The sequence below is a fragment of the Achromobacter sp. EG18 genome (assembly GCF_059759395.1).
In genome coordinates, this window is the sequence record NZ_CM186213.1 from 2851574 (window position 1) to 2864179 (window position 12606).

11 protein-coding genes are annotated in these 12606 nt (G+C 69.6%); 7 read left to right on the forward strand and 4 right to left on the reverse strand.

The window, feature by feature from the left end; translation table 11 throughout:
- Window positions 1-254 precede the first annotated feature (254 nt).
- From AC6CR5_RS12885 to AC6CR5_RS12915, 7 genes are all read left to right on the forward strand, one after another.
- The gene (locus tag AC6CR5_RS12885; protein ID WP_026383264.1) at window positions 255-1229 is read left to right on the forward strand and encodes an ABC transporter permease; all 975 of its coding nucleotides are present in this window, start codon (window positions 255-257) and stop codon (window positions 1227-1229) included.
- Window positions 1226-2131, forward strand: a complete 906-nt coding sequence (locus tag AC6CR5_RS12890) for an ABC transporter permease (protein WP_006387568.1) — start codon at window positions 1226-1228, stop codon at window positions 2129-2131. Before AC6CR5_RS12885 ends, AC6CR5_RS12890 begins: the two co-directional genes overlap by 4 nt.
- A gap of 8 nt (window positions 2132-2139) precedes the next feature.
- Complete coding sequence (locus AC6CR5_RS12895) at window positions 2140-3123, forward strand: ABC transporter ATP-binding protein (RefSeq protein ID WP_006387567.1); 984 nt, start codon at window positions 2140-2142, stop codon at window positions 3121-3123.
- A complete protein-coding gene (locus tag AC6CR5_RS12900) occupies window positions 3120-4154 on the forward strand; it encodes an ABC transporter ATP-binding protein (RefSeq protein WP_150100951.1) in 1035 nt (344 codons plus the stop codon). The genes AC6CR5_RS12895 and AC6CR5_RS12900 overlap by 4 nt, the downstream gene beginning before the upstream one ends.
- Window positions 4151-5746, forward strand: coding sequence for an ABC transporter substrate-binding protein (locus AC6CR5_RS12905; RefSeq protein ID WP_498085695.1), 1596 nt, complete (start codon window positions 4151-4153; stop codon window positions 5744-5746). The genes AC6CR5_RS12900 and AC6CR5_RS12905 overlap by 4 nt, the downstream gene beginning before the upstream one ends.
- Window positions 5743-7641 (forward strand): CocE/NonD family hydrolase, encoded by a 1899-nt coding sequence (locus tag AC6CR5_RS12910; RefSeq protein ID WP_498085696.1) that lies wholly within the window; start codon window positions 5743-5745, stop codon window positions 7639-7641. Before AC6CR5_RS12905 ends, AC6CR5_RS12910 begins: the two co-directional genes overlap by 4 nt.
- Window positions 7642-7749: 108 nt before the next feature.
- Window positions 7750-8766 carry a porin gene (locus AC6CR5_RS12915; protein WP_498085697.1) on the forward strand — a complete coding sequence of 339 codons (1017 nt, stop codon included), beginning with the start codon at window positions 7750-7752 and terminating at the stop codon, window positions 8764-8766.
- A gap of 73 nt (window positions 8767-8839) precedes the next feature.
- Here the strand turns inward: AC6CR5_RS12915 and AC6CR5_RS12920 are convergent, their stop codons facing one another.
- The 4 genes from AC6CR5_RS12920 to AC6CR5_RS12935 form a co-directional block, all read right to left on the reverse strand.
- Complete coding sequence (locus AC6CR5_RS12920; RefSeq protein ID WP_102964910.1) at window positions 8840-9367, reverse strand: DedA family protein; 528 nt, start codon at window positions 9365-9367, stop codon at window positions 8840-8842.
- Between the two features lie 48 nt (window positions 9368-9415).
- Window positions 9416-10801, reverse strand: coding sequence for an aminotransferase-like domain-containing protein (locus tag AC6CR5_RS12925; protein ID WP_081397398.1), 1386 nt, complete (start codon window positions 10799-10801; stop codon window positions 9416-9418).
- A 116-nt stretch (window positions 10802-10917) separates the two neighbouring features.
- On the reverse strand, window positions 10918-11505 hold the full coding sequence (locus AC6CR5_RS12930; protein WP_006387560.1) for a GrpB family protein: 588 nt from the start codon (window positions 11503-11505) through the stop codon (window positions 10918-10920).
- A 59-nt stretch (window positions 11506-11564) separates the two neighbouring features.
- Window positions 11565-12572: an alpha/beta hydrolase family protein gene (locus tag AC6CR5_RS12935; protein WP_150100956.1), complete on the reverse strand. Its 1008-nt coding sequence runs from the start codon at window positions 12570-12572 to the stop codon at window positions 11565-11567.
- Between the last annotated feature and the right edge of the window lie 34 nt (window positions 12573-12606).

Genomic DNA, 12606 nt, shown 5'->3' on the forward strand with positions numbered 1-12606 from the left:
TCCGCAATATCGGCGCCGCGCGGCACGGCACGCGCGAGGCCTAGGGTTAACACCAAATTTCTCGTCATTCACATAGCCATATGCCGCCTTCGCATACGGTTGCCAGTCGGGCGCGATGGATCGAACATTCCGCCCATCCGGATTCTCGCCATTCATGAATCCGCAATCAATACGCGATATCGCCGATATTGTCCGGCAAGGAGCCCCCAGATGCGCGCCGTTCCGTTCCCCGCTTCCTGTCGCCGCGAGGCGCCATGACCGCGTTCATTATCCGCCGGCTGTGCCAGAGCCTGGTGATCCTGGCGCTGACCTCGCTGATCGTGTTCGCCGGCGTCTACGCCATCGGCGACCCGATCGAGATCCTGGTGCCGGCCGACGCCACGCAGGCCGAGATCGCGCAGGCGGTGCAGTCGCTGGGCCTGGACCTGCCGCTGTACCAGCAGTACCTGAAGTTCGTCGGCAACGCGCTGCACGGCGACCTGGGCACCTCGTTCGTCTTCAACCAGCCCGCCATCCAGCTGATCCTGCAACGCCTGCCGGCCACGCTGGAGCTGGCCTGCGTGGCGTTGCTGCTGGCGCTGGCCATCGGCCTGCCGCTGGGCCTGGTGGCCGGCCTGAAGCCGGATTCGGCGCTGGATCGCGGCATCATGACCGGCTCGATCCTGGGCTTCAGCCTGCCGAACTTCTGGCAGGGCATCATGCTGGTGCTGATCTTCTCGGTGACGCTGGGCTGGCTGCCGTCGACCGGGCGCGGCCCCACCGGCGAGATCCTCGGCATCCACACCAGCCTGGCGTCGTGGGACGGCATCCGCCACCTGATCCTGCCGGCGCTGAACCTGGCGCTGTTCAAGATCGCGCTGATCGTGCGCCTGACCCGCAGCGGCGTGCGCGAGACGATGCCGCTGGACTACGTGAAATTCGCCCGCGCCAAGGGCCTGCGCGAATCGCGCGTGATCTACATGCACGTGCTCAAAAACATCCTGATCCCGATTGTCACCGTGGTCGGCATGGAGTTCGGCTCGCTGATCGCCTTCGCCACCGTCACCGAAACCATCTTCGCCTGGCCCGGCGTGGGCAAGCTGATCATCGACAGCATCATGAAGCTGGACCGCCCGGTGGTGGTTGCCTACCTGCTGATCGTTGTCACCATGTTCATCGTGCTCAACCTGCTGGTGGACATCATCTATTCCGTGCTGGATCCCCGTGTCCGCGTGGGAGCCTCCGAATGACATTGCTTGCCAAAAAATGGCTGCCCGGCCGCGACACCACTTTCGGCCAGGCGCTGCACGGCGTGCTGGACAGCCGCCCCGCGACGCTGGCCGCGATCATCTTCCTGCTGCTGGTGCTGGCCGCGCTGCTGGCGCCGTGGATCGCGCCGCAGAACCCGTATGACCTGGCCGCCATCACCATCCTGGACGGCCGCATGCCGCCGGGTAGCCAGGGCATCTATGGCGACATCTACTGGGCCGGCACCGACGCCCAGGGCCGCGACATGCTGTCGGCCATGATGTATGGCCTGCGCACCAGCCTTTCCGTGGGCGTGCTGAGCGGCCTGTTCGCCATGGCCGTGGGCACGGTGCTGGGCCTGACGGCGGCGTATTTCGGCGGCCGCATCGATGCGCTGATCATGCGCCTGGTGGACCTGATGCTGGGTTTCCCGACCATCCTGGTGGCGCTGATGATGCTGGCCATCCTGGGCCAGGGCGTGGACAAGGTGATCCTGGCGCTGGTGGTGGTGCAGTGGGCCTACTTCGCCCGCGCGGTGCGCGCCACCGCCGTGGTCGAGCGGCGCAAGGAATACATGGAAGCGGCCCTGTGCCTGGGGCTGAGCCACCGGCGCGCGCTGTTCAGCCAGTTGCTGCCGAACTGCATCCCGCCGGTCATCGTCATCGCCATGATCCAGACCGCCAACGCCATCGCCGCCGAGGCCACGCTCAGCTTCCTGGGCATCGGCCTGCCGGTCACCGAGCCGTCGCTGGGCCTGTTGATCGCCAACGGCTACCAGCAGATGCTGGCCGGCCTGTACTGGATCAGCGTGTTTCCCGGCCTGCTGCTGCTGACCGTGGTCTTCACCATGAACATCGTGGGCGACCGCGTCCGCGAGGCGCTCAACCCGCGCCTGCAGAAATAGGAAGCGCCATGCAATCGGCAACCCCCACCCTATCCGTGCGCAACCTGCGCACCTGGTTCCACACCCGCGCCGGCCTGGTGCGGGCGGTGGACGACGTCAGCTTCGACGTCCATCCCGGCGAGATCCTGGGCCTGGTCGGCGAGTCCGGCTCGGGCAAGTCCATCACCGGCTTTTCCATCCTGGGCCTGATCGATCCGCCCGGGCGCATCGACGGCGGCCAGATCCTGTTCAAGGGCACCGACCTGGCGACGCTGTCGCGCGAAGAACTGCGCCAGCTGCGCGGCAACCGCATCGCCATGGTGTTCCAGGACCCGATGATGACGCTGAACCCGGTGTTCCGCATCGAGACCCAGATGGTCGAGACGGTGCTGAGCCACGAGCGCTGCAGCCGCAAGGCGGCCTGGGACCGCGCCCGCGACACGCTGGCGGCGGTCGGCATCCCCTCGCCGGCCGAGCGCCTGAAGGCCTATCCGCACCAGCTGTCGGGCGGCATGCGCCAGCGCGTGGCGATCGCCATCGCCATGCTGCACAAGCCCGACCTGATCATCGCCGACGAACCCACCACGGCGCTGGATGTCACCATCCAGGCGCAGATCCTGGCCGAGATGCAGAAGCTGTGCGCCGAGACCGGCACCGCCATGGTGTGGGTCAGCCACGACCTGGCGGTGGTGGCGGGCCTGGCCGACCGCGTCTGTGTGATGTACGCCGGCCGCGTGGTCGAGTCCGGCGGCACCGACGACATCCTGGATCGTCCGCGCCATCCCTACACCATCGGCCTGATCGGCTCGGTGCCCAGCAACGAGCACACCGGCGACCGCCTGTACCAGATCCCCGGCATGGCGCCGTCGCCGCTGGCGCTGCCGGCCGGCTGTGCCTTCAACCCGCGCTGCGGCCATGCGACCGAGCGCTGCCGCGCCGAACAGCCGCCGCTGGAGGCCGCCGGCGGCCGCGGCCTGCGCTGTTTCCATCCCCAGACAGGAGCCCTTTCGTGAGCCCGACGATCCTGATGCAGGCCAACCAGGTGTCGCGCCTGTTCGTGAAGCGGCCCGACTACGCCGAACGCCTGGCCGGCCTGCTGGGCGCCAAGGTCGCCTCGCACACCGTGCACGCGGTCGACCGCGTCGACCTGACCATCCACCAGGGCGAAGTGGTCGGCCTGGTGGGCGAGTCCGGCTGCGGCAAGTCGACGCTGGGCCGGGTGCTGGCGGGCATCCTGCCGGCCACCACGGGCAGCATCCAGACGCCGGCCGGCGAACTGTCCGCCCTGACCGGCCGCGCCGCGCACGCGCAGCGCATGGCCACGCAGATGATCTTCCAGGACCCGATGTCCTCGCTCAATCCGCGCAAGCGGGTGCGCGACATCATCGGCGAGGCGCCGCTGGCCAACGGCATCATCGCGCGCCGCGACTACGACGACTACGTGGTGCAGGTGATGCGGCGCGTGGGGCTGGACCCGGACTACCGCAACCGCTTCCCGCACCAGTTCTCGGGCGGCCAGCGCCAGCGCGTGGGCATCGGCCGGGCGCTGGCGGTCAAGCCCGGCTTCCTGATCTGCGACGAGTCGATCGCGGCGCTTGACGTGTCGATCCAGGCGCAGATCCTGAACCTGTTCATGGACCTGCGGCAGGACCTGGGCCTGACCTATCTCTTCATCAGCCACGACCTGGGGGTGGTGCGACGCATCAGCGACCGCACCGTCATCATGTACCTGGGCCGCGTGGTCGAGTCGGGCCCCACCGCCGAAGTGTTCGCCGCGCCGCGCCATCCCTACACCCAGGCCCTGCTGGAGGAAGTGCCGCGGCTGTCGAACCGCAAGCGGCGTTTTCACGCCATCAAGGGCGAAATCCCGTCGCCGCTGAATCCGCCGCCCGGCTGCCATTTCCATCCGCGCTGCCCGCAGGCCATGGCGCGATGCAAGACCGAACAACCGCTGCTGCGCGTCACGGCCGACGGCCACCAGGCCGCCTGTCACCTGCTCGACGGCGCCGGCGCCGCGCGCCCACAAGGAACCTCCGCCGCATGAATCCCCTGCTTACCCCGATCCGCCGCGGCGCCGCGGCGCTGGCCCTGCTGGCGCTGCTGGCCGGCGCCGCGCCCGCCGTGGCGCGGCCGCTGCTGACCATCGGCCATTCCAGCGAACCGTCGTCGATGGACCCGCTGTTCTCGCGCACCGGCAACAACCAGGCCGCGGCCGAGAACATCTTCGAACGGTTGGTCTCCACCGACGAGAACATGCAGATGCGTCCGGGCCTGGCCCTGTCGTGGCGGGTGCTGGCGCCCGACACCTGGGAGATCAGGTTGCGGCCCGGCGTGCGCTTCCATGACGGCACGCCGTTCAGCGCCGACGACGTGGTGTTCTCGCTGGAACGCGCGCCCAGGGTGCCCAACAGCCCGGCGCCCTTCAGCGGCGCGGTGCGCTCCATCGCCGCGGTCGAGGTGGTCGACCCGCTGACCCTGCGCATCCGCACCAAGGCGCCCACGCCGGACTTCATGGAGCAGATCGGGCTGGTCTACATGCTGTCGCGCCACGCCGCGCAAGGCAAGCGGTCGGAAGACTTCAACAGCGGCGTGGCGGCCATCGGCACCGGCCCCTACAGGTTCGTGCGCTGGCAGCCGGGCGACAGCCTGGAGCTGGCGCGCAACGAGACCTACTGGGGCGCGCGGCCGGACTTCGACCGCGTGGTGATCCGCTACATCGCCAACGACGCGGCGCGCATCTCGGCGCTGCTGTCGGGCACGGTCGACCTGATCGACAGCGTGCCGCCGACGGATGCCAGGACGCTCAGGGGCAAGGCCGGCTACACGCTCTATCGCTCGCCGTCGGCGCGCCTGATCTACCTGGCGCTGGACTCGGCGCGCGACGCCAGCCCGTTCGTCACCGACGCGCAGGGCAAGCCGATGACAGTCAATCCACTCAAGGACGCGCGGGTGCGCCAGGCGATCTCGAAGATGTTCATGCGCGGCCCGATCACCGAACGCCTGCTCAGCGGCGCCGGCGTGCCGGCCGGGCAGATGGTGCCCGAGGGCCTGGGCGGCCACAGCCCCAACCTGCCCGCGCCCGCCTACGACCTGGAAGGCGCGCGCGCCCTGCTGGCCCAGGCCGGCTATCCGCAAGGCTTCGGCCTGACGCTGCACTCATCCAACGACCGCTTCGCCGGCGACAGCGACCTGGCCCAGGCGCTGGCGCAGATGATGGCGCGCGCCGGCCTGCGCATCAACGGCGTGGTGACCCAGCCCTACAACGTCTATGCCGGCGCCAGCGGCAAGCAGCAGTACAGCGCCTTCATCTTCTCGTACGGCAACAGCACCGGCGATTCGTCGAACGGCCTGACCAACGTGCTGGCCACCTACGACAAGGCCGCCGGCACCGGCGCCTTCAACCGCGCGCGCTACTCCAACCCGGTGGTGGACCGCCTGCTGGCGCGGGCCGCCGTGGAGTTCGACCCGGCGCAACGCGACGCCCTGCTGCGCCAGGCCGCCGAGGCCGCCTTCAACGACGTCGGCATCGTGCCGCTGTATTTCCCGGTGGCCTTCTGGGCCGCGCGCGACGGCACCGTCATGCGCGCCAACAAGCTCGAACGCACCTCCATGCTGTACATACAGGAAGCAAAATGACCGCCCCCGAAGTTTCTCCCGCCGCGCTGCTGGCGGACCAGATGGTGCGCATGCGCGACGGCGTGCGCCTGGCCACCGACGTGCACCTGCCGGCCGGCTACCGGCCCGGCCTGGACGCGCCGCTGCCCGTGATCCTGGAGCGCACGCCCTATGGCAAGGCGGAGGTGTCGCGCTCCGAGCAGATCGACGGCCGGCTCGGCGTGCCGCGGCCCGAGGTGGCGCGCTATTTCACCGCGCACGGTTTCGCCGTGGTGTTCCAGGACTGCCGCGGCCGCTACGGCTCGGAAGGCCAGTTCACCAAGTACCTGTCGGAAGGCCCCGACGGCTTCGACACGCTGGCGTGGATCATGCAACAGCCGTGGTGCAACGGCCGCATCGGCACCATGGGCCTGTCGTACGCCGCCCACACGCAAATGGCGCTGGCCTGCCTGAATCCGCCAGGCCTGGCCTGCATGGTGCTGGACTCGGGCGGGTTTTCCAACGGCTACCAGTGCGGCATCCGCCAATCCGGCGCGTTCGAGCTGAAGCAGGCCACCTGGGCCTACAAGCAGGCCAAGCTGAGCCCCGCCGCGCAACAGGACCCGCTGGTGCTGGCCGCGCTCGAGGCCGAGGACATCCGCCAGTGGTTCACGCGCATGCCGTGGCGTCCCGGCCATTCGCCGCTGGCCAGCGTGCCCGAATACGAGGACTACCTGTTCGAGCAATGGCGCGCCGATACCTTCGACGAGTCCTGGCGCCAGCTGGGCATCTACGCCCAGGGCTACTACGACGCGATTCCCGACATCCCGGTGGCGCTGATGTCCAGCTGGTACGACGCCTACGTGCGCACCACCCTGGAGAACTACGCCGGCCTGACGCAGGGCCGCCGGTCGCCGGTACGGCTCATCATGGGGCCATGGCTGCATGGCGACCGCAACACCACGCATAGCGGCGACGCCGAATTCGGCCCGCGCGCGGCCTTCGACGGCAACCTGGCGCGGCACTGGCTGGGCTTCCGGCTGGCGTGGTTCCAGCGCTGGCTGCGGGATGCGCCGGCGGGCGCCGCGCCGGACCCGGCCGCGCGCCTGTTCCTGATGGGCGGCGGCAGCGGCGCGCGCGACGCGCAAGGCCGCTTCGACCATGGCGGCGCCTGGATCCAGGCCGACGCCTGGCCGGTGCCGCAGGCCCGCGCCACCGCCTTCTACCTGCACGCCAACGGCCGCCTGGATCAACGGTCGCCGGCGGACGCGGCGGGCCGGTTGCGCTACCAGTACGACCCGCGCAATCCGGTGCCCACGATCGGCGGCGCGCTGACCTCGGGCCAGCCGGTGTTCGAGGGCGGCGGCTTCGACCAGCGCGAGGACACGCGCTTCTTCGGCGTGCGCCAGCCCGGCCTGCCGCTGGCTGCGCGCGACGACGTGCTGGTGTTCCAGACCGAACCGCTGCCGGAGGATCTGGCGGTGGCCGGGCCGGTGAGCGTCAAGCTGTACGTGTCGTCCGACTGCCCCGACACCGACTTCACCGCCAAGCTGATCGACGTCTATCCGCCCAGCGCCGACTACCCGCAGGGCTATGCGCTGAACCTGACCGACGGCATCTTCCGCTGCCGCTTCCATGAAGGCTGGGACGAAGCGCGGCCCCTGGCGCCGGGCAAGGTCTACGAGATCACCATCGAACCGTTCGCCACCTGCAATCTGTTCCAGCGCGGCCACCGCATCCGCCTGGACATCTCCAGCAGCAACTTCCCGAAGTACGACGTCAACCCGAACAGCGGCGAATCGGCCGCCGACGCCCGCGAAAAGCGCATCGCGCTGAACACGGTGCACCTGTCGGCCGCGCATCCGTCCAGCGTCACGCTGTGCGTGGCCGCGCCGCGGGACCTGGCGCCGCTACCCGCGCATGGGACCCTGCCATGACCCGTTAGCGCCCGGCCCCGACAACCGCTTGCTTCATCCTTTGCCTCCGGCGCTCCGGCGGCAGGGGCTTCTTTTGTCCAATGCCATACCAATCGAGGGGATCACACCATGAAAAGAATCATCCGCCACCGCCGAGTCCTGGGCGCCGCCTTGGCGCTGGGATGCCTGAGTCCGGTCCAGGCCGCCGAAACCAGCAGCGTGACGCTGTATGGCCTGGTCGACCTGGGCACCACCTACGAACGCAAGGACGGCGCCTCCAGCCTGCGCCAGAAAAGCGGCAACCAATCGGGCTCGCGCTGGGGCCTGCGCGGCTCCGAGGACCTGGGCAATGGCTACAAGGCGGTGTTCCGCCTGGAGAGCGGCTTCAATGCCAACAACGGCACCCAGGCGCAGGGCCGCATGTTCGGCCGCTGGGCCTACGTCGGCCTGGCCGGCGGCTTCGGCGAAGTGCGGCTGGGGCGCCAGTGGGTCTACGGCTTCGAGTGGGCCGGCGTCGGCTCGCCGTTCGGCACCGGCTGGGGCCAGTCTTCCAACAACGCCAGCCTGGGCTACAACGACGGCGACTTCGGCGCCGGCGACCGCGTCAACAACGCGGTGTTCTATGCCACGCCGCGCCTGGGCGGCTGGCAGGCCGGGCTGGGCTACAGCTTCGAATCGCACGACGGCGAGGCCTTCGCCACCGACGCGCACGATCGCGTGCTGACCGCGGGCCTGCGCTACAACGGCGGCCCGGTGGCGGCGGCGCTGACCTACGAGCGGCTCAATCCGAATTCGCAACTGCCGAACAAGAAGACGGCCGGCAACCTGCAAGTGGCCGGTTCGTACGACTTCGAGTGGATCAAGCTGCACGGCACCTACGGCAACCTGCGCAACGCCAATACCGGCCCTTCGGCGGGCTACGACCGGGTCAATTCGTACCTCGCCGGCATCAGCATGCCGACCGGCAAGGCCGGCACGCTGATGGCGTCGTACCAGCGCGCCACCAGCTCCGACATCACCGGCTGGGCCCTGGGCTACCAGCATGACCTGTCCAAGCGCACCAACCTGTACGCCTACGTCAACCGCCTGGACATCCGCGCATCGCACACGCTGCAGACCTCGGTCGGCGTCCGCCATCTGTTCTGACGCGCGCCCCGTGGCGGCGCGGGCGGCTCCCGCGCCGCCGGCACGGCGCGGACCCGGTGCCACGCGCGCCGGCTCAAAGGAACGCGCGCGTGCCCCACCAGCCGGGCAGCAGCAGCGCCGCCGCCCACAGGAAGGCCGAGGCCCAGTTGGCGGCCTGGAACGACGCGGCGCGCATGCCGCAGATGCCGGCGATCATCGGCACGGTGGCGCGCAAGGGGCCGAAGAAGCGGCACAGCACGATGCTCAGCACGCCCCACTTCTGGATGAACACGGTGCTGCGGTGCAGGAGTTCAGGGCGTTTTCGCAGTGGCTTCAATTGCGTCAGGCCGGGTCCGAACCACACGCCGCAGGCATATTGCACCCAGTCGCCCAGCGCCGCGCCAATCGCGATCGCCAACCATACCGGCACGAAAGCGCTGTCGCCCAACCCCAGGATGGCGCCGATCGACAGCAGCAACGCCGTGCCCGGTATCACCAGCGCCACCAGCGGCAGCGACTTCAGGAACGCGAAGGCGAATCCCATCGGCGCCAGCCAGTCGGCGTGGGTGCGGGCGAAATCGACCAGCGTCTGCTGCAGGGAATGAAAGGTCTCGAACAACATGAGGCGTTACGGCAAGACAGGCATGACGCCCATGTTACGGCTTGCGCGTCAGACGATCACGTCGCGCAGGCCGCGCGGACGCCGCTGCACCAGGCCGGCCAGCCGCTCCAGCGCCTGCGCCAGGGCCTCGCGCCCGGGAATGCTGCCCAGCGAGATGCGGATGGCGTTGGGCGCGCCCAGCCCCTGGTGGAAGGCGTCCGACGAGGTCACGCTCAGGCCTTCGTCGCGCGCCACCCGTTCCAGGTCGACCGCGGTCCAGAGGCTGGGCAACGGCTGCCACAGGTGGATGCCTGCCGCCGCGGCCGGAAATGGCCCCGGCAGCAACCGGCGCGCCAATTGCTGGCGCGCATGGGCCTCGGCGCGCACACCGTCCAGGATCTGCCGCGCCGTGCCGCTGGCGATCCATTGCGTGGTAAGCACCCCCATCAGCGGCGCCGCCATCACGGCAAACGCGCGCATCGCCGCGAGCACGTTGCGGCGGCCGTCTTCGTCCGGGCTCAGCACGAACGCGGTGCGCAGGCCGGGCGTCAGGGTCTTGGCCAGCGTGGCGATGTAGAACACCGAGGCCGGCGCCAGGCTGGCCAGCGCCGGCGGCGCGTCGTCCAGGAACAGTGAATAGGGATCGTCTTCGATGATGCGCACGCCGCGGGCCGCGGCGGCTCGCACCAGGTCGCGGCGGCGCGCCGCGCTCATGGTGTGGGCGGTGGGATTCTGCAGCGTGGGGTTCAGGTAGACCAGCCGGCCGCCGTCGCGGCAGGCGCGCTCCAGCCCGGCGGGGGTCATGCCGTCGGCGTCGGTCTCGGCCACCAGCACGCGCCGGCCCAACTGCTGCGCCGCGGTCAAGAGGCCCGGATACACCAGCGGCTCGGCGATGATGCCGTCGCCCGGCCGGCTGTAGGCCAGCATCACGGCGGCCAGGGCCGCCTGCGCGCCGGGGCACACCAGCACCCGGTCCGGATCGACCCGCTCGACCGACTGCGCCAGCCATTGCGCGCCGGCCTCGCGTTCGGCGGGACCGCCGCCGGCCTGGTGATAGGTCATCATCACGCCGACGTCATGGCGTTCCATGGCCTGGGCCAGGCCGCGCCGCAGCAGGTCCTGCAGGTCGCAGCCCAGCGGCAGCGGCGGCATGTTCATGCCCAGGTCCAGCATCTGCCGCAGCGGCTGTTCGACAGGCCGCGCAATAAAGGTGCCGAGCGGCCCGCGCGCTTCGATCAGCCCGCGCTGGGCGGCCTCGGCGTAGGCGCGCGTCACCGTGGTCAGGTCCACGTCCAGGTGCTGGGCCAGGCGCCGCTGCGGCGGCAGGCGGTCGCCCGGCTGCATGCGGTTGGCGGCCACGGCGCCTTCGATGAAATCCGCGATCTGGCGGTAGCGGGGGCCGGCGCCGCGCACGAAGGTCAGGGGCCAGGATGCATACATATCGTCGTTATGCATTGTTTTTATTGCGCGGGAATGCCGCAATGTATGACTGACATGAATCGGCCAGTATGGCACAAACCCGGTTCAAGTCCATACATCGGGAACCTTGTACGGCCTTTGCCGGTAAGACCTCAGTTGAAGCCCGCCGCGCGAAACATGCGGTCGTAGATGCCGCGCAGCACGGCCTGCTTGCGCAGGTTGTAGTCCGCGACCTGGTCCACGCCCTCGGCCGCGGCGTGCTTGGCCTGGGCATATCGGTCGCGGTCATCGTCGTGCCCGCGCAACCAGTCGCGGAACATCCGGTGGCGGATGTTCTCGGGACAGTCCGGGCCGAACACATGCAGGTTGACCCGCGGCGTCGACAACTGCAGGCAGCGATGCTGGTGCCACGAGGGTTCGCGGATCACCAGCACATAGCCGATGGCCTCCAGCGCCGGCACATAGGCGGCCTCGTCGGCCGGGTCGGCCACCGCCAGGTCGATGTCCACCACCGGCTTGGCCGGCAGACCCGGCACCGCGGTCGATCCGACGTGGTCGATGCGCAGCGCGGCCGGCCCCAGCGCCGCGGCGATGTCCTGCGCCAGCCGCGCATACCGCGCCGGCCAGTCGGGGTCGTAGGGCACCACGACGACCGCTTCCGGCGCCGGCTTGCCGCGTACCCATGGGTCCTCGTCCGGATCGGAGTCGTAGTGCCGCATGATGTCTTCGGGAGTGGGCATGATCTTTTCCTGCTGAAGCCAGCCGCTATTGTAGGAAAGGGGAAAGCGCGGGAAAGGCGTCAGGGCGCGGGCGGCGGCAACGCGCGCAGCCACGCGGCCATGTCGGCCGCCACCTCGCCCATGCGCGGCGTGCCGTCCGCTTCGCGCAGGCCATGATCCAGCCCGGGATAGAAGCGATAGTCGATATTGCGCCGGCCGGCGCGCTTGAGGGCATCGATCATCCGCGCCACCGAATCCGGCGACACTGACGTGTCCGCGCCGCCCTGAACGATCAACAGCGGCGTGCGCACCCGCTCCAGCAACGCCTGCTGGTCCAGCGCCAGGGCCTGGCGCCACCAGTCATGTCCGTGATTGCTCGCCACCAGATCGGAAGACGGCGCCTGCGCCAGGGCCTGCGCAAACCCGCGGAACCCCTCGATGGCTTGCGCCTTCTCGGCAGGCGGCGCATCGCCCGTCCCGATGCTGTGCAGCACGTCATCGAGGAACCAGCGCCCGCCGCCGTTGAAGGCGATGCTGGCATCCACCAGCCCGCCTCGCGCCGCCAGCATATTGGCCACGACCGCGCCTTCGCTGCCGCCCACGGCCACCACGCGGCGGTACCCGCCCTGCTGGCGCAAGCGCGCGATCACGGCTGCGTAGTCCCGCAGGCGCTGGTCGAAATTATCGTGCAGCAGATAGGCCCGCGGACAGTCGGCGCGGTCGCTGCCATCATCGTCGCGGTACGGCAGGGAGACATCGATGCCGTACTTGTCGACCGTAAGCAGATCGGCCCGCGGCAGCACGTGCCGCAGATACCGGCGCACGGCATGGTTGTGTGCCACGCTGTTGCAATCGGACCCCTGCACCACCACCAGCAGACTGTCGGCGGCGCGATCGGGATCGTGTTGGCGCAGGTAGTAGGCGATGGCCGAGCCGTCCGGGCGTGGCAGCCAGTGCTGCTCGGTCGGTCGGGCCTGGGCGGGCAGGCTGATGGCGAGGGCGCACGCACCCGGCAGCAACGCACGCGAAATGAAGTGGCCCGGCCGATTGCTGGCGGCCAGCACCATCGCGATCAATACGTTGCGCATCCTTCCCCCCGTTTCGCCTGGGCGCCGACTATAC